Here is a 19,771-nt window from a genome sequence, read left to right on the forward strand (position 1 = left end):
CACGCCGGACGCGGCGCGTCTCAACCGTGCGTCGTCGACGTCGGAAGGCGATCGACAAACCCCTGCACCAGGCTATTGAACTCCGCCGCGTGCGACAGGTTCATGCCGTGCGACGCGCCTTTCATCGTCACGCGGCGCACATCGGGAATCCAGCGTTCGAGCGCGGTTCCCGCGCTGAGGAACACCGCCGGACTTTTCTCGCCGTTGAGCAGGAGCGTCGGCACCGCGATGCGCTGCGCCGCGTCCCGGGTATAGGTCGGCAACGCATCCCGCATCTGCGCGCTCAACGTGTGCGCGTTGTCGCGCGCCATTGCCTGGAACGCCGCGCCGCTGCGCCGCCAGAAGCCCGGCCGGCTGACGGTGTCGACGAACAGTTCCAGCCCTGCCTCCACCTGCCCCTGCTCGATCAGACGCGTGGCGACCATGCGCGGATCCGCCGAGTCGTACATCGCGCCGCGCCCGTCCGGTGACACTGCGCCGGCGGCGGAAGGCGCGCCGGCAGCCGCGTCGAGGCCACTGCCGTCCAGCCGGTGATCGACGATCTGGCCGCCCGGATCCGCCAGCACCAGCGCGCCGAGCGCCTCCGGATACCGGTTGGCGAACTGAAAACACACCGAGCCGCCGCGCGAATGCCCGACCAGCGTCGCACCCGTCCAGCCTCGCGCCACGATCAGTGCATGCAGGGCATCCGCATGGGCATCGACGCTGAACCGGGTGGCGGCCGGCTGACGCGCGACCGGAAAATAGAACGGCAGGCTGACGACGACCACGCGCCCACGTGCGGCGAGCGCCGCGATCTGCGGGTGCCAGTAGCGATAATCGCAGAGCGAACCGTGCACCAGCAACAGCGGAGGCTGCGGCCCCGCCCCGGCTTCGACGAAACCGATGTGGCCGGCCCCATCCAGATCGGCGATTTGCGGGTGGGTCGGAAAAGACGGGGTGTGCATGCTGGGGAGAGGCGCGCGGGCGACGCGGCGAAAATGGCGGTCCGCAATTATGCCCGTGCCCGCGCGAACGCGCTGCGGCCATCGAGCGCGCCTTCATGCCGGGCATGCCGGCAGGAACGCCTGTCGCCCGGACGAGGCGCGCACCCGTTGCGGGTGCCCGCCCGACGCGTCCGTTACACGCGTCCGTTACACGCGTCCGTTACACGCGTCCGCTACATGCGTCCATTACGCGCGTTCCCTACTTGGTCTTGCCGGTGGCGGCCTTCGGGCTCACCACGATGCCGGTACCCGTCGTCGGCGCAGTCAGCTTCTTGGTCTGCTTCGGTTTCTTCGTTTCGCGGTTGCTCCGCACTTGACCCTTGGCCATCGTCTCGCTCCGGACACGGCAGCCGAGAAGTCGGCTGTTCCGTCATTGCGCAGTGTGTTCCTTTTGCGCGTCCTTGTCCCCTACAGTTTGTCCGTCAACATCACTCATCCGCTTCATTCGGCCGCCGCGCCGTCGTCGCGCCAGCGCCGGCTGGCCGGGTGATCCAGTCCGAACTGATCGAGCAGACGCGCGGCGAGTTGTTCGTTGATCTCCTCGACCGACTGCGGCCGATGGTAATAGGCCGGCGTCAACGGAAAGATCACCGCACCCAGATTCGACAGGTACAGCATGTTTTCGAGGTGAATCGAATTCAGCGGCGCCTCGCGCACCGCCAGCACCAGCTTGCGGCGTTCCTTGAGCGTGACGTCGGCGCCGCGCGTGATCAGATTGTCCGCCAGGCCGATGCGGATCGCGGCGAGCGTCTTCATGCTGCACGGCACGATCACCATGCCGTCATGCCGGAAGGAGCCGCTCGAAATCGAGGCGGCCAGATTGCGATGGTCGTGAACGTGGTCGGCCAGCGCCTGCAGTTCGTCCATGCCGACGCCGCTCTCCACGCCGAGGGTCGTGCGCGCCCAGGGCGAAACCACCAGATGGATTTCCACGCCGACGTCGCGCAGGAATTCGACGAGCTTGACCGCCACGGGAGCGCCTGTGGCGCCGGTAATGCCGACAACGAGTTTCATGGGGTTTTCTGTCATCCGGGTGCCGGCGCGTGCGAGAAAGACGCGCCATCGCCCGACAGATTACCCACTACCGGATCGTCCCGCCAGCGCGCGGCGCGATTCCGGTCGCGGTCAGCGGGACATCGGCCGTGCCCGCGAGGGTGTGGCGCACTTGCTCGAGCGAGCGGACCACGTCCCCGAACGTCATCGCAGCCTCGGCGGCATGCGCCATGCCGGTCTCCACCTGCTCGACCGAAGCGGTAATGTGCCGCCGCGCCGCCTGAGCGGTGCCCGCACCGTCCCGGGCAAGGCAACCGGCATCGTCCGCCAGTCTGGCCAAGGCCGCGTCCTGCCCGCCGGCCCAGGCCGCTTCGGCCTTGGCATGCGACGCCAGCGACTGCATGCGCGACGTGATGCCGTCGATCAGCGTCAACAATTCGGCAAGGGATTTCACCTCGTCTTTGGCACGGCCGATCGTCGCCACGGTCGCGTCGATGGCGCGCGCCCCGCTCACGCTCAACTCCGCCGTCTGCCGCGCCAGGAGATCGGCCGCGCCGGCGCGCCGGGCGCCCGTCGCCAGCGCGCTCGACAATTCCGCGACCCGCCGCTCGAGCGCCTCCACCTCGCCCAGCCGCCCAGGGAGGCAGGCCGCAACATGGGAAACGTCGGGAGCGAGGTCCCGGCGTTGCGAAGGCGCCATGGACGGCGCCACGAGGGGCCGTCTCAGGAGGCGGGCGAACAGGCGAAGCGAATCGATGAGCATCATGCGGAATATCCGTAAGGGATCTGGGGGCGGCGTTCCGGCGGTCCGGCGGTCCGGCGGTCCGGCGCGCGTAGCGCGTGCGCCGGGCGCGGGCACCGACGGAACGCTGCCTCTCCTACTCCCGGACAACGGCACGCACGCGCAAAAGTGGAGCGCTGCAACCGCGCGATTTCCGTAATTTGCGGGGATTTTGCAATTTTTCGCGATAATCGGACAGCGCATCGCGCGCCATTCCTACATTCGCCGCGACGGTTGCGCCTGTCCGTCGGCGGCTCGTCTGCCCCCGGCGGCCCCCGGCAGGTCTGCTAACATGATGCTCCGCTGCCGCTCGCCCTCGCGTGCGGCGCGACCTTCTTTCCCTTTCGCGAATCTGTGACTCTGCGCCGTGCCGAACGATCCCACGCTGCCGCCCCTCGCCCGCGCCCTGATGATCCAGGGCACGACGTCCGATGCCGGCAAGACCACGCTGGTCGCCGCGCTGTGCCGCCTGCTGGCCCGGCGCGGCGTCCGCGTTGCCCCGTTCAAACCGCAGAACATGGCGCTGAACAGCGCGGTGACGATCGACGGCGGCGAAATCGGCCGGGCGCAGGCATTGCAGGCCTATGCATGCGGCATCCCCGCGCACACCGACCTCAATCCGGTACTGCTCAAACCCAGTTCGGACCGCGCCTCGCAGGTGATCATCCACGGCAAGGCGGTGCGCGATCTCGACGCGCGCGGCTATCACCGCTACAAACCGCAGGCGATGCTGGCGGTGCTCGAATCGTATGACCGGCTGCGTGCCGGCTATCAAGCCGTCCTCGTCGAGGGCGCGGGCAGCCCGGCGGAAATCAACCTGCGCGAGGGCGATATCGCCAACATGGGATTCGCCGAGCGGGTGGACTGTCCGGTGATTCTGGTGGCGGATATCGACCGCGGCGGCGTGTTCGCGCATCTGGTGGGTACCGTCGACGTGCTCGCGCCGTCGGAACAGGCCCGCATCGTCGGCTTCGTCATCAACCGTTTCCGCGGCGATCCGGCCTTGCTCGAACCGGGTTTGCGCTGGCTCGAAGCGCGTACCGGCAAACCGGTCCTCGGCGTGCTGCCCTATCTGCACGGCCTGTTCCTCGACGCCGAGGATGCCTTGCCGTCGACCGCCGGGAGCGCGACGCCGGACGCCCTGCGGATCATCGCCCCCGCGTTCGGCCGCATCTCGAACGCCACCGATATGGACGCGCTGCGCCTCAATGAGCATGTCGATTTCCGTTTCGTCGGCGCCGGACACGCGGTGCCGCCCGCCGACCTGATCGTGCTGCCCGGCAGCAAAAGCGTGCGCGCGGACCTGCAATGGCTTCGGCAGCACGGCTGGGACCGTGCCATCCTGCGCCATCTGCGCTATGGCGGCAAATTGATCGGCATCTGCGGCGGGTTGCAGATCCTCGGACGGCGCATCCACGATCCACTGGGCCTGGAAGGCCTCGCGGGCAGCAGCGACGGGCTTGGCCTGCTCGACTTCGAGACCACCCTGCATCCCGACAAGCAGCTCCGGGTCGTGCAGGGACAGCTGCTGCTCGGCGCGCGGGCGGCCGTCAGCGGCTACGAGATCCATATGGGCGTCACCACCGGGCCGGCACTCGCGCGCGCCACGGTGCAACTCGACGATGGTCGTCTGGACGGCGCGATGTCCGAAGATGGCCAGATCTTCGCCAGCTATCTGCATGGCTTGTTCGATCGTCCCGAGGCGAGCCGCGCGCTCCTGGCGTGGGCGTCGCCAGGACACGCCGCGGCCACCGGCGCGGTCGACCTCGCGCAACGCCGCGCAACGGATCTCGAACGCCTGACCGACGCGGTCGAGGCGCATCTCGATCTGGACCTGCTGGCGCGCTGGCTGCCGCTGGGAGCGACGCCGACCGCGTCGGCCAGGCCATGAGCGTTGGCCTGCCCTTCGGCATCGGCATCGGCATCGGCATCGGCATCGGCGCCGGCATCGCCGCGACCGCCGCCGCGCTGCTCGCGGGCGTACTGGTGGACCGATGGCTGGGCGAGCCGAAACGGGCGCATCCCCTGGTGGGTTTCGGCCGCATGGCAAACGCGCTCGAACGGCGGCTCAATCCCCGCGCTCCCACCCGCGGACCGTCCGCGCCGGGCGAGACCCCCGCGCGCCCGGCGTCGGCACGCGCCGCGCGACGGCTCGGCGGTCTTGCCTGGACGCTGGCGGTCCTGCCCCCGGTGGCGCTCGCCTGGGCGCTGCTGGCCTGTCTGCCCGGCTGGGCGCAATGGCTCGCGCAGGTCGCGATGCTCTGGTTCGCGCTGGGCGGCAAGAGCCTCGAGCTGCATATCGCGCCGGTCGGACAGGCGCTGGCGCGCGGCGATCTGCCGGGCGCGCGCGACCTGGCGGCGCGCGTCGTGTCGCGGGACCTGTCGGACGCCGATGCGGGCGCCGTGGCGCGCGCGGCGGTCGAATCGGCGCTGGAGAACGGCAGCGATGCGGTCTTCGCCGCGCTCTTCTGGTTCGCGCTCGGCGGCGGCCCCGGCGCGCTGGCGTTCCGGCTCGTCAACACGCTCGACGCGATGTGGGGCTACCGCAGCGAACGCTTCCTGCACTTCGGCTGGGCCGCCGCGAAAATCGACGATCTCGCCAACTGGGCCCCCGCGCGCCTCACCGCCGCCAGCTACGCGCTGCTGGGGCATCGCGCCGATGCCTGGCATTGCTGGCGGACCCAGGCGCGTAACTGGGACAGCCCCAACGCCGGACCGGTGATGGCCGCCGGTGCCGGCAGCCTGCGCGTGCGGCTCGGCGGCGCGGCGCGCTATCACGGCGTCATCGAGGAACGACCCGTGCTGGGGTGCGGCGCGGCGCCGGCGGCGGGCGACGTCGCGCGCGCGCTGCGGCTGGTGCGCGCGACCACCTGGAGCTGGCTGACGATCAGCACCATCGCCGGAGTGCTCGCGCTGTGCATCGCTCACTGACCGGCGCGCCGGCGGCGGCCGTGCATCATGGCGGCGACCTGCGCGGCGCGGCTCAGCGCTTCGGCATTCCCCGCGAACGCTGGCTCGATCTCTCGACCGGCATCAATCCCTGCCCCTATCCGGTGACGATGCCGCCCCCGGATGTCTGGCAGCGGCTGCCCGACGACGACGACGGACTCGCCGAAATCGCCGCCCGGCATTTCGCGGCGGAGTCGGCCCTGCCGCTGGCCGGTAGCCAGGCGGCGATCCGCACGCTCCCGTTCCTGCTGCCGCCCGGCCGCGTCGCCATCGCAGACCTGACGTATGGCGAGTACGCACCCGCCTTCGCGCGGGCCGGCCACGCGGTGCGCCGTTTTCACTACCGCAGCGCGCCATTGCCGCCTCCGGACGCCGCCGCGCCGTTGCCCTTCCCGCTCGATGGCGAGGATCCGGCCTCCCTGCCGCCGGACATCGATTACCTGGTGGTGGTCAATCCCAACAACCCGACGACGCACCGGATCCCGGTCGCCACGCTGCTGCACTGGCGCACGGCGCTGGCGGCGCGGGGCGGCCTGCTGATCGTCGACGAAGCCTTCATCGACGCCACGCCCGAAGCAAGCGTGGCATCCGCCTGCGGCGCGCCCGGCCTCCTCGTGCTGCGCTCGATCGGCAAATTCTTCGGGCTGGCGGGCATCCGTGCCGGCTTCGCGCTGGGCCCGCGCGCCTTGCTCGAACATCTGCGCCTCGAACTGGGCGCATGGAGCGTCGGGGGGCCGGCACGGCACGCGGTGCGCCAGGCGCTGGAGGACGCCGCGTGGCATGCGGCGACGCGCGCCCGTCTCAGCGTGGACAGCAGGGCACTCCGACAACAACTGGCGCGGCACGGGCTGGCGGCGCGCGTCGCACCGCTGTTCGCCTGGGCGCCGCACCCCGACGCCGCCGGGTGGCATGCCCGGCTGGCCGGACAGGGCATCTGGACGCGTCTGTTCGACGCGCCCGCGACGAGTGCGGGCGGCCTGCCGAGCCTGCGCTTCGGCCTGCCCGCGGACGGCGCCGCGGCGGCGCGCCTCGACGCGGCGCTGCGCGCGGCGGCGCGAACCTGAGCCAGCCCGCGCCAGCGAAGCCCGGTGTCAATGACGCTACAATGACCGGATCGTCATCGAGGAGCCGCATCGCGGTCCATATGAAGTTACCCGGACTGGGCGCCCTGTGCGCCGCCATCGTCAAGATCGTCCGCCTGCATGGGCGCTTCGTCGCCCGTCTCCTGATCGGCGCGTTCGGTTCGTACGCGATCGCCGAGTATCTGGGCCTCGCGCAAAGTTTCTGGTCGGTCGTCACCGCGCTGGTGGTGATACAGGCCAGTGTCGGCGGTACCGTGAATGCCGGCATCGACCGCCTGATCGGCACCGTGATGGGGGCGCTGGTCGGCGCGCTGGTCGGCATCCTGCACCCGTTCAACATCCCGGAGGGCGTGCTGTTGCTGCTGGCGGTGACGCCGCTGGCGTTCGTCACCGCCGCGCGTCCCGCCTATCGGATCGCGCCGATCACCGCGGTGATCGTAACCCTCGCGGGCACCGGCTTTCATCCTTTCTGGCTGGGTGCGGTATATCGCGTGCTGGAGATCTCGCTCGGCACGGTGGTGGGGGTCGCCGTCTCGCTGATCGTCCTGCCGTCGCACGCCCATCGCTCGATCCGCCGGCAATGCGCGCGGGCACTCGGACCGCTCGCCGACCTGCTCGAAGTGTTCCTGACCGAGCGCGGTCGTTTCCGTCAGGACCGCGTCAACCTCCTGCACGATCAGGTTCGGGCGGCGATCGCCGCGGCGGAACGCACGGCGCTCGAAGCGCGTCGCGAGCCGGGCGGGCGTCATCTCGAATCCGGGATCGAACTGCGCGCGTTGCGACGCATCCATAGCGACGTGATCTTCGTCGGGCGCGCAACGCGCGACTGGCCCGACGAGGCCCGCTGGCCGGAACTGGACAGCGCGGTCGACCATCTGGAGCACACCCTGCGCCGCGCGCTCGACGGCCTCGCGCAGGCCATGTCGCATGGCGGCTCGACCGGGGCGGTGCGGGAGATCGATGGCGCCATCGCGCGCCTCACCGCGGTACTCGACCAACCGCCCGCCCCGCTGTCCGCGAAACTCGGCGTTCTGCCGTTTACCGTGCAGACGCTGCAACGCGACATCAGCGACTTCGCCGACATCCTGCATATCGAACAAAGCGAGAAGGCGGCCTGACAAACGGTCCGAGGCCTAGCGCGACACACCCTCTGCATCGGAACGTCGGCCGTCGCGGAGCATGCGTTCTTCGGCAGCCGCTTCGACCTGCGTCAGATGGCCCAGTTCAACGGAAAATTCCGCCGTCGCGCCGCCGGCGAGCTGACGGACATTTCCCTTTTTCCGTTCGGCCGCATACCCCTCCACCTCACACGTCGCGGGCATCGCGAAACCCGCCACCTGCGCCCGGCTGTTGTTCAACAGCCAGCGGATGGCATGGGGAAACTCGCGCTGGCGGTAACGCACGCAGGATGCCGAACCGTCGGCGCGCCGCATCATGAAGCGGGTCAGCCCGTCGCTGCTCTCGCGCAATTGCCTGAGATAGAAGACCACTTCCGGATCGAAGAGCCGGAGCCGGTCCAATGTCTCGGTTGCCGACGGGTCCCGTCCCAACGCCGCGAGTCGTTGCAGATACTCCGGGCTCGCCTCGACGATCGCCGGCACCGACGCCCGTATCGCCGTATGCGATGCATCGAACGCGGCCGGCTGGATCAGGCGCGCGTCCGGATGAAATGCAAAATTCGCATGACACATGTACATCAGATCCATGGGCTCCCGTCCCAGGTTGCGCACCGCCATGCGCACCTCGAAACACGCTGATTCGGGGCGCAGACGCACGGCGGGCCTGGCCAGGTAGTGATCTCCGAACCCGCGCAGATATTCGCACTCGCTCGTCAATTCAAGGTAGGGGCCGCCATCGTCGGCACCCATGCTCACCTTCGCTTTTTCCATCGGTGCGCACGGCATTTCCCCGTGCAGTGCATGGTCGTCGTCCGGGCCGGGATTGCCATTGCGCAGAATGCCGGAATGGTAGAGAAAGCATCCATAGGTGGCGAGCAGATCCCTTGTCGGACGCGGCGCGCGAAAAGGGCTGCCCATTGCGAGATCCACGCCGTCGAACCGCGCGCTCCAGATCATCTGCCCGCAGTAGGGCAGCACCTCCAGAAAGCCGCGCGCGTTTTTCAGACGTACCGCCGGAACCCCCGTGGCATAGCGAAACAGCTCGACGCCGAAGACGTCGCTATCGATCAGGCATCGGCGGGTGGCCCCGAACTGATCCGGGCTGAGGGAAACGTCGAACGAATGCATGGCGCCGCCTTGACGAGTATCCCGAGGCCCATGCCCAAGGTCGGGATATTTTCACTAAAATCATCTCGATAGTAAAGTTTTACGATCATATCGACGATAGATTATTTCATTCTCACTTGTATTTCCGCATACACTGTTCCAAGGGTTTCTCCCACTTCACTAAAAAAATTTCAATAGTAAAGTCGCGAATAGATAATGTCGATCCCGTTTCGATCGGCCTGCCCCCTGAAAGACCTCATCGCGCCGTCACCGCGGCCGGCCATGTCGACACATGCCAGCGCTGCGATCTCTCCAAACATCTCGCCAGATTAGGAAAACTCATGAATCGTCGACAATGTCTCTCGGTGCTGGGCGGCACGCTGCTTGGTGGCAGTCTGTGGAACATCCCCATGCCCGGCCGGGCCGCCGGGACCCTTACCATGGTGACGGTGGTCAAGGAAGCAGGCGTGCCCTGGTTCAATATTCTCAACCAAGGGCTTACCGAAGCCGCCGCCAAGTACGCCATCAAGTCTTCCATGACCGGACCCGCGACCCCGGACCCGGCGCAGCAGGTCAAGCTGATGGAAGATCTGATTGCCCGCAAGGTCGACATCATCGGCCTCGTGCCGCTGGATACCCGCGTCACGGAACAGGTCGTCCAGCTCGCGCGCAAGGCGGGCATCGTGGTCATCACCCAGGAAGGCGCCACGCAACAAGGCAAGACGTGGGATGTCGAACTGATGAGCGCGCAGGCGTACGGCGAGGCGCAGATGAAGTCGCTGGCGCGCGAGATGGGTGGCGAAGGGGGTTACGCGATTCTGGTGGGCACCCTGACCACGACGGGCCACAACCAATGGGCGGATGCCGCCCTGGCCTATCAGAAGGCGCACTTCCCCAAGATGCACCAGGTGGCGGACCGGTTCCCTGGCGCCGATCTCATCGACCAGTCGACGCGCGTGGCACAGGAAATTCTCCAGACCTACCCCGACATCCGCGGCATCGTCTCGATGGGCTCGAACGGGCCCATCGGCGTGGGCAACGTGCTGCGCCAACGCAGACTCCAAAAGCAGGTCGCGCTGGTCGGCACGGTGATCCCTTCGCAGGCAAAGCCGCTGATCGAAGCAGGCGTGATCCGCGAAGGGTTTCTCTGGAGCCCGCACGATGCCGGATATGCGATGGTGGCGGTCGCGCACATGACGCTGGCGGGCACCCCATTCGAATCCGGCATGGAGGTGCCGGGGCTCGGCAAGGCCGCGGTCGACACGACCAATCGTGTCGTGATGCTCGATCGCATCCTGACCATCAACAAGTCGACCATCGACGGTCTCGTCAAGCAGGGGTTGTGATCGCCATGCGCCCGCACGCCTCTGCCGACGTCATGGCGCCCGCGGGCGAACCGCCGGGCTCGAAACGCGAAACGCCGCTCATTCAGCTGGACGGGATATCCAAGCGCTACGGCGGGGTGCAGGCGCTGTCGTCCGTCAGCCTGACCCTGCAACGCGGCGAAGTGCACTGTCTTTGCGGGCAAAACGGCTCGGGAAAGTCCACGCTGATCAAGATCATCGCGGGTGTGGAACAACCCGATGCGCAGAGCCGCATCACGATCGACGGCCAAACCGAGACCCACCTCACGCCCGCCATCAGCACCCGTCTGGGCGTGCAGGTCATCTACCAGGATCTGTCCCTTTTCCCGAATCTCACGGTGGCGGAAAACATCGCCATCGGGCAGCATGCCGGCCGCTGGCATCGCGTCAACCGCAACGGCATGCGCGAGACCGCGCGCCAGGCGATGACGCAGTTGGGCATCGCGCTCGATCCGCGGATGCGGGTAGCGGAACTCGGCATCGCCCAGCGTCAGCTCGTGGCCATTTGCCGGGCGATGGCTGCCCAGGCACGCATCGTCGTGATGGACGAACCCACCGCGTCGCTCACGCGGCACGAGGTCGATGCCCTGCTGGCATTGACCCGGCAACTTCAGGAGCGCGGCATCGCCGTGCTTTTCGTGAGCCACCGGCTCGACGAAGTCATGGAGGTGGCCGAGCAGGTGACCGTTTTGCGGGACGGCGTTTCCCAAGGCTGTTTCCCGGCAGCGGAAATGAACGACGAACGGCTCACGACCCTGATGACCGGACAGGCATACGGCTATCGCCCGCGCCGGGTGGACCACAGCCGCGCGCCGGTCGCCCTGTCGACGCAGGGATTGAGTCGCGCCGGCGAATACGAGGACATCACGCTGCAGGTGCGCGCCGGCGAGATCCTGGGCGTGACCGGCTTGCTGGGCGCCGGGCGTACCGAACTCGCGCTGTCGCTGTTCGGCATGACCCGGCCCGATCGCGGCGAAATCCGCGTCGACGGCCATGCCGTGCATCTCGCCCACAACCGGGACGCCATCCGGCACGGCATCGCCTATCTCGCCGAGGATCGGCTGAGCCTTGGCCTCGTCGTCGAGCAGTCGATTGGCGCGAACATCATCGTATCGGTTCTCGACAGCCTGACGAACGGGCTCGGGCTGATCAGCAGCCGGCGGCGCGATGCCGCCGTGAAACGCGGCATCGAACGGCTTCGCATCAAGACGCGCGACGCCGATAACGCGGTATCGACGCTTTCCGGCGGCAATCAGCAGCGCGTCGTCCTCGCCAAATGGCTGGCCACCGAGCCAGGCGTGCTGATACTCGACAGTCCGACGGTCGGCGTCGACATTGGGGCGAAGGACGGCATCTACGAAGTCATCAGGGAACTGGCCGCGCAGGGAATGGCCGTCATCATGATCTCGGACGAGATACCCGAAGTGCTTTTTCACAGCGATCGAATCGTCGTGATGCGGCAGGGCCGCATCGTGTCCGAACATATCGCTTTCGATACCCGTGTCGAAACCCTCGAGGAGGCAGTTCATGGCTGAACGCTGGCGTCATCTGCGCGGCATTCCGGAAATGCGCCTCCTGGGCGTGCTCATCCTGTTGAGCGTCATTCTGACCATCACGACGCCCCGCTTCGCGACGATGCAGAATGTGATGGACCTCGTCGCTTCCACCGCTTTCACCGGCATCCTGGCAACAGGGTTGCTGGTCGTGCTCGTGGCCGGCGGCGTCGACATCTCCTTTGCCGCCGTCGCATCGATCACGCAATACATCGGCCTGACGCTGGCCAACCATGGCATGGTGGGATGGACCGGCCTCATCTTCGTATGCATGGCGACCGGCGCGCTGCTGGGATGGGTGAACGCGGTGCTGGTCAGTACGCTGCGGCTGTCGAGCATCATCGTTACCATCGCGACCCAGAGTCTTTTTTACGGCCTGTTGATGAGCGTCACCAAGGGACAGGACATCTACGCGCTGCCCGACTGGTTCGGCAACGGCTTGCAGTGGGTGCTCTACACGGACGCGCATGGCGTGCCACAGGCGCTGAATTTCCAGATCATCGTACTGGTGGGCGTGTTGGCGTTCACCTGGTGGATGATGAGCCGCTCCAGCGTGGGCCGTCAGATCGTCGCGATGGGCGGCAATCCGGAGGCCGCGCGCCGCGTCGGATTCAAGGTCTTCCAGCTCAACCTGATCGTCTACGGCTTCATGGGAACGGTGGCGGGGCTCGCGTCGCTGGCGCACGCCCAATATGTCCAGTCGGTCTCGCCGTCGGCGCTGGTCGGCCGGGAGTTGGACGTGCTGGCCGCCGTGGTGCTCGGCGGTGCGAGTTTGAACGGGGGGATCGGCAGCGTGCCCGGCACCGCGCTCGGCGTCGTGCTCCTTGCGGTTCTGCAGAATGGCCTGGCTCTCCTGGGCGTTTCGTCCTACTGGTCGGGACTGTGCACCGGCATCGTCATTCTTCTCGCGGTGGTCACCATGGCCCGGCAACATGCGCGACGCAAAACCGCTCTCACGGAGGCCACCGCATGAACCCGTTCCATTCGAAGCACGACGCCGCGGCCGTGCCCGCGGCGACGCCGCTCGCGTCCGGCATCGCCGCCATCCGGTCCACGGTCGGACCCACCAACTTCGGGTTGCTTGGGCTGCTCATCGCGATCTCGATTCTTTTCGGCAGCATCGCGGGACCGCAACTCTTCAATGCGGGCAGCATGCGCGCGATGGCGTTTCAACTGCCCGAACTCGGTTTGCTCTCGCTGGCCATGCTCATACCGCTGCTGTCGGGTGGCCTGGATCTGTCGATCATCGCCACCGCGAATCTGAGCGCTCTGGCGATGGCATGGGTATGCACCCGAATAACGCCCGGCAGCGGCATGCTTGCCTCGGTCCCCTGGCTGCTCGCCGCGTTGATGGCAGGCCTCGCTGTCGCCGCGCTCGTCGGCACGCTCAACGGCTGGCTGATCGCCCGTCTGCGCGTCTCGCCCATCCTGGCGACCCTGGGAAGCATGACGCTCGTGAAGGGCGTCGCCGTCGGTATGACGCATGGCGGCGTCATCTCCGGTTTTCCCGAATCGGTCCGCTTTCTCGGTCACGGTCTGGTGCTGGGCGTGCCCGCCGCGCTCCTGTTGTTCGTGGTGGTCGCGATACCGGTCAGCGTCATGCTCACCCGCAGCCCGCTTGGCGTGCGCATCGCCATGATCGGTTCCAACGAAAACGCCACGCGTTATTCCGGCGTCGATACCAAAGGCGTACTGCGCAGGGTCTACCTGTTATCGTCGCTGCTTTCCGCGCTCGCGGGACTGGTGATGATGGCCCGTTTCGACTCCGCGAACGCGGCTTATGGCGAAAGTTATCTGCTCGTGACCATCCTCGCGGCGGTGCTCGGCGGCGTCAGTCCGACCGGTGGCTTTGGCCGGGTCAGCGGGCTCGTGCTCGCCCTGGTGATCCTGCAACTCATCTCCACGGCGGCGAGCATGATCGATCTGAGTCAGTTCGTCACGCTCTCGATCTGGGGCGCGACGCTCATCGGGGTGGCCGGGGTCGGGGCGCTGCGCGTCTGGTGGGGCAGGCAAAGGCAGCGCGGTTAGTCGGGCGCGTGGGCGCGTACCCCGAACCGGACGCACCCCGCCAGCAGCCGGGCCGGGGCCCGGCCGCGTCCTCGCCGGGCTGTCAGGCCAGTTCCCGATGTTCCTGCGGGCGCGGCGTCGAGACGAACAACGCCGCCTGCCGGTTCGCCACCTCCACCGCGTCTCCCAGACACCGCTCGCGCGAAAGCTCCGCCACCAGATGCCCGATGAAGGCATCCCCCGCGCCGTGGGAGGTAATGACGTCGACCTTGATGCCGGCGACGTTTCCACACTCGCCGCTGCCCAGCATCCACGCGGCGCCGTGCGGCCCCGCCGTCACGACGACCGCACAGCCGAGCATGGCCTGGAGCTGGGCGCACGCACGCGCGGCCGCGTCCAGATCATGCACCTCGCCCGTGCCCATCATGGATGCCTCGACGGCATTGACGACGAGCAGCGTCAACTGATCGGAGAGTTCCCTCGACAGCGTTCGAGCCGGAGCGGCATTGAGCACGACCTGACCGCCCGCGCGTCTGACCAGCAATGCGGCGGCGACGTTGACCTCCTCCGGTATCTCGTTCTGCAGAACCAGCATGTCCGTATGCGCGAGCCGCTGCGCCCAGTGCGCGACGCTCCCGCGGCTCAGGGCGGCATTGACCTGGGAAGAGACGACCGCACCGTAATCGTCGGGCGTGCGCACGACGATGCTGATACCCGAACGCGCATCGCGCACGCGGGTCACATGATGCGTGGAAACATGCTGGCTTTTCATATAGTCGAGGAGCGTGTCGCCGAAACCGTCGTGACCCACCGCGCCGTACATCGCCACGTGCACGCCGGCGCGGGCGCAGGAGACCGCCTGGTTGAGACCCTTGCCACCGGGCGTCTGGTACCAGTTCTCGCCCATCAGTGTTTCGCCGAGCGTTGGCAGGCGCGGCGCGCCCACCAGAAGATCCATATGAATGCTGCCCAGTACTGCAACCGATTCGCGCATACGATACCTCGACGATGTTGTCCGTCCTTGAACGTCCGATGGCTGTGGCACCGCGGGTGCCCTCTCGTGCCCTCTCGTGCCCTCTCGTGCCCTCTCGTGCCCTCTCGTGCCTTTTCCTATCCTTTCGCGCCGGCCTAGCGCCGGCCCCTCGTCAAACGGTCCACCATCATCGCCAGCAGAATGACCACGCCGGTGGCCAGCAACTGGTAAAACGCCTGCACGTTCATTAGCGTGAGTCCATTGCGCATGCCGCCCAGGATGATCGCGCCGAGCAGCGTCCCGACGATGCCGCCTTTGCCGCCCAGCAGCGACGCGCCGCCGATCGCCGCGGCCGCGATGGCCTCGAGTTCCCAGAGGTTGCCGAGAATCGGTTCGGCCGCGCCGAGCCGGGCGACGACGATCATCGCGCCAAGCGAAGCCAGTGCGCCGCTGATCGCATAGGCGACGATCTTCGCGCGCTCCACCGGCACGCCCGCCACGCGCGACGCCTCCTCGTTGCCCCCCACCGCGAAAAGGTATTCGCCGATGGGCGTCTTGCGCAGCATCAGCCATGCGCACAGCGCCACGACGACCACCAGAACGACCGACATCGGCAGGCCGAAAACGGTCGCGGACAACCCGCTGCGAAAGTCATCCGGGATGCCGAGAACGGCGTTGCCGCCCGTGAAGATCAACGCGACCGCGCGATAGATGCTCAGCGTACCCAGCGTCACGATGAAGGGCTGCAGTCCGCAGTACGCAACGATCACGCCGTTGAGCGTTCCGCATACGATGCCCACGCCGATGCCGGCGATGAAGCCGACGGCAGGCGGCACGCCCTTGAGCATCAGGGTCCCGGCGACGACGGCGGAAAGCGCGGCGACCGGACCCACCGACAGATCGATGCCGCCGCTGATGATGACGATCGTCATGCCGATGGCAACGCAGGCGTTGATGCTGCTCTGCTGAAAGATATTGATGATGTTCTGCGGCGTCAGAAACGACGGCGCCACGAATGAAAAAGCGGCGAATATCAGCACCAGCCCGATCAGGGTTCCAAGATCGCGCACGGAGAAAGGCAGCGACACATTCGTCAGGGTTCGCGTGTTCATGGTGATTCCATTAAGAAGTTTGCGTAGCGGGATCGCGCGGGATCGCCAGGGTCATGATGGCCGCTTCGGAGAAGTCCGCGCTGTGCAGCTCGCCGGACAGGCGTCCGGATTGCATGACCAGGATCCGGTCCGACAGCCGCATCACTTCGTCGAGCTCGGACGACACGATGACGATGCTGCGCCCCTCGTGGGCGATCCGCTCGATCAGCTGATAGATTTCCTGTTTCGCGCCTACGTCGACACCCCGAGTCGGCTCGTCGAATATCAGCACGTCGGCGCCCGAGTTGAGCCAGCGGCAGATGATCGCCTTCTGCTGGTTGCCGCCACTCAGGAGGCGAATGGGGCGGGAAAGCTGCAATGGCCGGAGATTGACCTGTTTCGCGAGCGCCATCGACCGCTTGTGCAACGCCGCACGGCGAATGAAGCCCCCGCGCGTCCACTTGCCCAGCACCGGAAGGCAGATATTCGAGAACAGGGACTGCATCGGTACGATGCCCTCGATCTTGCGCTCCTCGGGCACCAGCACGATGCCGGCCTTGATGGCGTCACGCGCCGAACGGAGTTTGAGAAGCTGGCCGTTCTTGCGGATTTCGCCTTTGTCCGCGCGCTCGACGCCGGCAAAAAGCTTCACCAGTTCGGTTCGACCCGCGCCGACGAGGCCCGCGATACCCAGGATTTCGCCGCGCTTGAGGACGAGCGACACGTCTCGTACCCGCCTGCCCCATGAAAGACCCTGCGCCGAGAGCACGGTCTCGGCGCCGCTGTATTCGCGCTTGGGCCAGGCCGCCAGCTCGCGCCCCACCATCTTGTGCACCAACTGCTGCTCCGTCACGCCGTTCAGATCCATCTCGTCGATGAATTTGCCATCCCGCAAGACGGTTGCGCGGCTGCATACGGCGAACAGTTCGTCGAGCTTGTGCGAGACATAGATGATCGCGACGCCTTGCCGGGAAAGCCGGCGAATGATCTCCGACAGTTTGTCGAACTCCGCCGGCGTGAGGCTCGACGTCGGCTCGTCCATCGCGATGACACGCGCATCGGCCAGCAGCGCCCGGGCGATCTCCACCATCTGCTTTTGCGCCACGCTCAATTCGCGGATCCTGGCCGTCAGGGGAATCGTGGGATCGAGCGGATGCAGCACGGCGCGGGCGCGTTTCGTCATGGCGGCCCGATCGAGCAAGGCACCGAAGCGGGTACGCGGCGCGCCGAGGAACATGTTCTGCACGACGTCCAGCTCGGGAATAAGTTGCAACTCCTGATGAATCATGGCGATTCCGGCCCGCTTTGCGTCCTTGGGCGAGTTGAGCGATACCAGGCGCCCCGCGAGGCGTATCTCGCCGCCGTCGGGACGGATCACGCCCGAGATCACCTTGAGCAGCGTGCTTTTGCCCGCGCCGTTCTCGCCCACGAGCGCGTGCACCTCGCCTGCTTCGACACGCAAATGGACATCGGTAAGCGCCTTGACCGCGGGATAATGCTTATCGATGTGGCTCAGTTCCAGCGCATAAGAAGTCGTCATCCGATTTACCTTTGCCTGACGGGACCTTTGTCGGGCCGGCGGCCCGACACGTATCGTGCGGGCGTCTACTTGTGCGCGCTGTCCTCGATCAGGGCCTTGCGCTGCGACGCCTCGTCGGCCTTGTATCGTGCGTAGTTCTGTTTGCTGACGAGTGCCTGCGGCGTCGCGACGACGCGCGGCACTTTCTGCCCGCCGATGATGCGCAGCGCCGTCTCGACGGCGACCTGGCCGGTCAGAACCGGGAAGGAATCCACCGTCCCCGTCAGATCGCCCGCCTGGATCGACTTGTACGCGTCGCTCGTGCCGTCCGTGCCGATCACCGCGACCTGCTTCAGCTTGCCCGCGGCCTTGACCGCTTCCACGACGCCCAGCGCCATCGTGTCGTTGTTGCAATAGAAGCCGACCAGATCGGGATGCTGCTGCAGGATCGTGGACGCCGCGTCGTAGGAAATCTGCCGATCCCAGTTTCCGGGAACGCTCGCGACCACGGTGAATTTGCCCGATTCCTTCGCGATCGTCGATTTGAAGCCGTCGGTCCGCTGAACCGCGGCATAGACCCCCGCCATGCCCTCGATCACCGCGACCTTCCCGCCCGCCGGCCGGTTCTGGATGAACCATCGCGCGGCGCGCACGCCGTTGTCGCGCTGCACGGTGCCGATGTAGTGTTCGGCCCGCGGAATCACCGCATCGTTGACGTTGATGACGGGCACGTTCGCCTTGGCGGCCTCGGCGAGCACCGGCTGCAGGTTGGCGTCCGTTTGCGGCGACAGCAACAGCACCGTATAGCCCCGCGTCAACATGTTCTCGGCCATCGCGAGTTGCCCGAGCTGATCGCCTTCGCTCTGGGCCGCCTGCAAGTCCGCCGTCACGCCGAACTTCGCCGCCCCGGTCTTGTATCCTTCCCCGAGCAATCGCCAGTACTCGTTCGTCAGCGTCTTGGCGACGCCGCCGATTTTCGTTCCGGGTTTGGGTTTCGGAACCGGCCCGAGCTTGTCCGTCAGTTGCGACCACTCGATGCGGTCGGGTTCGCGATCGGGATCCAGCGGCTTCGGCGCCGCGGCGCCTGCCGACTGGACGGCCTGGCATATCAAAAGCGACGCGACGATTCTCCAATGCTTTTTCATCTTCTGTCTCCTGCACGGCCTGTTGATTTTGATGGGTGCCGATCTATAGCATCGAGGGTCGCGGGACGCTGCGCGCCCCGCTCGACTCACGCCGTCCAGAGGTTGCCGAACAGGGCCGTCTGGACGATCCGTTGCGAGGCGAGCGCGTCCTGCCGGTCATTCGCCGCGGTCAGTTCCGCATCCGCCGCGAGCTTTTCGGCGACCTTCATCATCGCGCGCACGGTGCGGATATTCGTTTCGGTTTCAAGGACAGGATCGAGTCCGATGGCATCCGGAAAGGTATCGAAGTAGTAGACGCCGTCGTAGCCATCCCGCACCAGTTGCGTGAGCAACTCGATCGTGCGGATCGTATTGACGGAGCCGACCATCAGGCCGTCGTCGCGGTGCCCGTACGCATCGTTGAGGTGAAGCCCGGCGAGACGGCAGTGCTTGTTGACCAGGGCCGCCGTGCAGGCGGGCTGCTCGTGAGCGTAAAGAACATGACCGAAATCCAGCGTCATCGCCAGGTTTTTCAGGCCCAGTTCCTTGATGGCGAGCAGCGTCGTGCCGGCGTTGTTCAGCACGGAGAACGCACGCGGCTCGTCCGGCTTGTACTCCAGACTGAACGTGATGTCCGGGGCATATTCCGCGAGCTGGCGGATGCCATCGACCTGCAGGTCCCATAATTTCGCGTAGTTCGCGTGGAACGGATACTCGAAACCGTCCTGCCCCGGCCAGAAGGTCATGAGCGACGCACCGCACTCACGCAGCGCGTCCAGCCCGCGCTTGGCGAGGTCGATCGCGGCCTGGCGCACCGCGGCGTCCGGGTGCGTCAGCGCGCCGGCCTTGAACTCCGGCTCGCTGTAATAGCGCATCGCGAACCCATTGAGTTTGAGGCCGACGTCCGCCAGCTGCGCCGCCCGCGTGCGGGCATCCGCATCGCGGAAATGGTTCGGAAAATTCAGGTCGACGTGCGTAAGTCCCTTGACGGTGGCAGCACGCTGTAAGAGTTGCAGAACGCTCGGTTTGCCGGTCAGGCCGGACCATTGCATCTCGGGGCGGGTACCGAAAGAGTTCAAGCGTGCGGCGAATTTCATGGTGGCTCCTGTCGTGAGGGAAGGCGT

At 66.7% G+C, this 19,771-nt stretch carries 18 protein-coding genes; 8 read left to right on the top strand and 10 right to left on the bottom strand.

What is annotated here, in order from left to right; translation table 11 throughout:
* Positions 1 to 20 precede the first annotated feature (20 nt).
* The 4 genes from OVY01_RS01070 to OVY01_RS01085 form a co-directional block, all read right to left on the bottom strand.
* Complete coding sequence (locus OVY01_RS01070) at positions 21 to 947, bottom strand: alpha/beta fold hydrolase (RefSeq protein ID WP_267844980.1); 927 nt, start codon at positions 945 to 947, stop codon at positions 21 to 23.
* A 238-nt stretch (positions 948 to 1,185) separates the two neighbouring features.
* Positions 1,186 to 1,314 carry a hypothetical protein gene (locus OVY01_RS01075; protein ID WP_267844982.1) on the bottom strand — a complete coding sequence of 43 codons (129 nt, stop codon included), beginning with the start codon at positions 1,312 to 1,314 and terminating at the stop codon, positions 1,186 to 1,188.
* Positions 1,315 to 1,427: 113 nt separating this feature from the next.
* Positions 1,428 to 2,000 (bottom strand): UbiX family flavin prenyltransferase, encoded by a 573-nt coding sequence (locus tag OVY01_RS01080; RefSeq protein ID WP_267844983.1) that lies wholly within the window; start codon positions 1,998 to 2,000, stop codon positions 1,428 to 1,430.
* A 67-nt stretch (positions 2,001 to 2,067) separates the two neighbouring features.
* Entirely contained in the window at positions 2,068 to 2,745 is a 678-nt protein-coding gene (locus OVY01_RS01085; protein ID WP_267844985.1) for a methyl-accepting chemotaxis protein, read from the bottom strand.
* 424 nt (positions 2,746 to 3,169) lie between these two features.
* Between OVY01_RS01085 and OVY01_RS01090 the strand changes: the two genes are divergently transcribed.
* The 4 genes from OVY01_RS01090 (at position 3,170) to OVY01_RS01105 (ending at position 7,909) form a co-directional block, all read left to right on the top strand.
* Positions 3,170 to 4,651 carry a cobyric acid synthase gene (locus OVY01_RS01090; protein ID WP_267847626.1) on the top strand — a complete coding sequence of 494 codons (1,482 nt, stop codon included), beginning with the start codon at positions 3,170 to 3,172 and terminating at the stop codon, positions 4,649 to 4,651.
* The gene (locus OVY01_RS01095; protein WP_267844987.1) at positions 4,648 to 5,691 is read left to right on the top strand and encodes a CobD/CbiB family cobalamin biosynthesis protein; all 1,044 of its coding nucleotides are present in this window, start codon (positions 4,648 to 4,650) and stop codon (positions 5,689 to 5,691) included. Before OVY01_RS01090 ends, OVY01_RS01095 begins: the two co-directional genes overlap by 4 nt.
* Entirely contained in the window at positions 5,676 to 6,773 is a 1,098-nt protein-coding gene (gene cobD / locus OVY01_RS01100) for a threonine-phosphate decarboxylase CobD (protein WP_267844989.1), read from the top strand. Before OVY01_RS01095 ends, cobD begins: the two co-directional genes overlap by 16 nt.
* Positions 6,774 to 6,853: 80 nt before the next feature.
* On the top strand, positions 6,854 to 7,909 hold the full coding sequence (locus tag OVY01_RS01105) for an FUSC family protein (protein ID WP_267844991.1): 1,056 nt from the start codon (positions 6,854 to 6,856) through the stop codon (positions 7,907 to 7,909).
* A gap of 15 nt (positions 7,910 to 7,924) precedes the next feature.
* Here the strand turns inward: OVY01_RS01105 and OVY01_RS01110 are convergent, their stop codons facing one another.
* Positions 7,925 to 9,037: a DUF4432 family protein gene (locus OVY01_RS01110; protein WP_267844992.1), complete on the bottom strand. Its 1,113-nt coding sequence runs from the start codon at positions 9,035 to 9,037 to the stop codon at positions 7,925 to 7,927.
* 320 nt (positions 9,038 to 9,357) lie between these two features.
* Here OVY01_RS01110 and OVY01_RS01115 point away from each other — a divergent pair, with 320 nt between their 5' ends.
* The 4 genes from OVY01_RS01115 to OVY01_RS01130 are packed head-to-tail and all read left to right on the top strand — an operon-like array spanning position 9,358 to position 13,961.
* A complete protein-coding gene (locus tag OVY01_RS01115; protein ID WP_267844993.1) occupies positions 9,358 to 10,362 on the top strand; it encodes an autoinducer 2 ABC transporter substrate-binding protein in 1,005 nt (334 codons plus the stop codon).
* Positions 10,363 to 10,367: 5 nt separating this feature from the next.
* A complete protein-coding gene (locus tag OVY01_RS01120) occupies positions 10,368 to 11,915 on the top strand; it encodes a sugar ABC transporter ATP-binding protein (RefSeq protein ID WP_267847627.1) in 1,548 nt (515 codons plus the stop codon).
* Positions 11,908 to 12,906, top strand: a complete 999-nt coding sequence (locus OVY01_RS01125) for an ABC transporter permease (RefSeq protein ID WP_267844995.1) — start codon at positions 11,908 to 11,910, stop codon at positions 12,904 to 12,906. Before OVY01_RS01120 ends, OVY01_RS01125 begins: the two co-directional genes overlap by 8 nt.
* The gene (locus OVY01_RS01130; protein WP_267844996.1) at positions 12,903 to 13,961 is read left to right on the top strand and encodes an ABC transporter permease; all 1,059 of its coding nucleotides are present in this window, start codon (positions 12,903 to 12,905) and stop codon (positions 13,959 to 13,961) included. The genes OVY01_RS01125 and OVY01_RS01130 overlap by 4 nt, the downstream gene beginning before the upstream one ends.
* A gap of 82 nt (positions 13,962 to 14,043) precedes the next feature.
* Here the strand turns inward: OVY01_RS01130 and OVY01_RS01135 are convergent, their stop codons facing one another.
* From OVY01_RS01135 to OVY01_RS01155, 5 genes are all read right to left on the bottom strand, one after another.
* Complete coding sequence (locus OVY01_RS01135) at positions 14,044 to 14,934, bottom strand: ribokinase (protein WP_267844997.1); 891 nt, start codon at positions 14,932 to 14,934, stop codon at positions 14,044 to 14,046.
* 134 nt (positions 14,935 to 15,068) lie between these two features.
* Complete coding sequence (locus OVY01_RS01140) at positions 15,069 to 16,025, bottom strand: ABC transporter permease (protein ID WP_267844998.1); 957 nt, start codon at positions 16,023 to 16,025, stop codon at positions 15,069 to 15,071.
* 10 nt (positions 16,026 to 16,035) lie between these two features.
* The gene (locus tag OVY01_RS01145) at positions 16,036 to 17,544 is read right to left on the bottom strand and encodes a sugar ABC transporter ATP-binding protein (RefSeq protein WP_267844999.1); all 1,509 of its coding nucleotides are present in this window, start codon (positions 17,542 to 17,544) and stop codon (positions 16,036 to 16,038) included.
* Between the two features lie 65 nt (positions 17,545 to 17,609).
* Entirely contained in the window at positions 17,610 to 18,668 is a 1,059-nt protein-coding gene (locus OVY01_RS01150; protein WP_267845000.1) for a sugar ABC transporter substrate-binding protein, read from the bottom strand.
* A gap of 86 nt (positions 18,669 to 18,754) precedes the next feature.
* Complete coding sequence (locus OVY01_RS01155; protein ID WP_267845002.1) at positions 18,755 to 19,744, bottom strand: sugar phosphate isomerase/epimerase family protein; 990 nt, start codon at positions 19,742 to 19,744, stop codon at positions 18,755 to 18,757.
* Positions 19,745 to 19,771 lie beyond the last annotated feature (27 nt).

Origin of the sequence: Robbsia betulipollinis (assembly GCF_026624755.1) — a bacterium.
Lineage (GTDB): Bacteria > Pseudomonadota > Gammaproteobacteria > Burkholderiales > Burkholderiaceae > Robbsia > Robbsia betulipollinis.

What these genes read in the sequence shown, in the direction of transcription:
- OVY01_RS01080 (WP_267844983.1), bottom strand. Translation starts at nt 2,000, where the DNA reads ATGAAACTCGTTGTCGGCATTACCGGCGCCACAGGCGCTCCCGTGGCG.
- OVY01_RS01130 (WP_267844996.1), top strand. Translation starts at nt 12,903, where the DNA reads ATGAACCCGTTCCATTCGAAGCACGACGCCGCGGCCGTGCCCGCGGCG.
- OVY01_RS01140 (WP_267844998.1), bottom strand. Translation starts at nt 16,025, where the DNA reads ATGAACACGCGAACCCTGACGAATGTGTCGCTGCCTTTCTCCGTGCGC.
- OVY01_RS01155 (WP_267845002.1), bottom strand. Translation starts at nt 19,744, where the DNA reads ATGAAATTCGCCGCACGCTTGAACTCTTTCGGTACCCGCCCCGAGATG.
- OVY01_RS01135 (WP_267844997.1), bottom strand. Translation starts at nt 14,934, where the DNA reads ATGCGCGAATCGGTTGCAGTACTGGGCAGCATTCATATGGATCTTCTG.
- OVY01_RS01110 (WP_267844992.1), bottom strand. Translation starts at nt 9,037, where the DNA reads ATGCATTCGTTCGACGTTTCCCTCAGCCCGGATCAGTTCGGGGCCACC.
- OVY01_RS01125 (WP_267844995.1), top strand. Translation starts at nt 11,908, where the DNA reads ATGGCTGAACGCTGGCGTCATCTGCGCGGCATTCCGGAAATGCGCCTC.
- OVY01_RS01105 (WP_267844991.1), top strand. Translation starts at nt 6,854, where the DNA reads ATGAAGTTACCCGGACTGGGCGCCCTGTGCGCCGCCATCGTCAAGATC.
- OVY01_RS01150 (WP_267845000.1), bottom strand. Translation starts at nt 18,668, where the DNA reads ATGAAAAAGCATTGGAGAATCGTCGCGTCGCTTTTGATATGCCAGGCC.
- OVY01_RS01095 (WP_267844987.1), top strand. Translation starts at nt 4,648, where the DNA reads ATGAGCGTTGGCCTGCCCTTCGGCATCGGCATCGGCATCGGCATCGGC.
- OVY01_RS01115 (WP_267844993.1), top strand. Translation starts at nt 9,358, where the DNA reads ATGAATCGTCGACAATGTCTCTCGGTGCTGGGCGGCACGCTGCTTGGT.
- OVY01_RS01090 (WP_267847626.1), top strand. Translation starts at nt 3,170, where the DNA reads ATGATCCAGGGCACGACGTCCGATGCCGGCAAGACCACGCTGGTCGCC.
- OVY01_RS01070 (WP_267844980.1), bottom strand. Translation starts at nt 947, where the DNA reads ATGCACACCCCGTCTTTTCCGACCCACCCGCAAATCGCCGATCTGGAT.
- OVY01_RS01145 (WP_267844999.1), bottom strand. Translation starts at nt 17,544, where the DNA reads ATGACGACTTCTTATGCGCTGGAACTGAGCCACATCGATAAGCATTAT.
- OVY01_RS01075 (WP_267844982.1), bottom strand. Translation starts at nt 1,314, where the DNA reads ATGGCCAAGGGTCAAGTGCGGAGCAACCGCGAAACGAAGAAACCGAAG.
- OVY01_RS01085 (WP_267844985.1), bottom strand. Translation starts at nt 2,745, where the DNA reads ATGATGCTCATCGATTCGCTTCGCCTGTTCGCCCGCCTCCTGAGACGG.
- OVY01_RS01120 (WP_267847627.1), top strand. Translation starts at nt 10,368, where the DNA reads ATGCGCCCGCACGCCTCTGCCGACGTCATGGCGCCCGCGGGCGAACCG.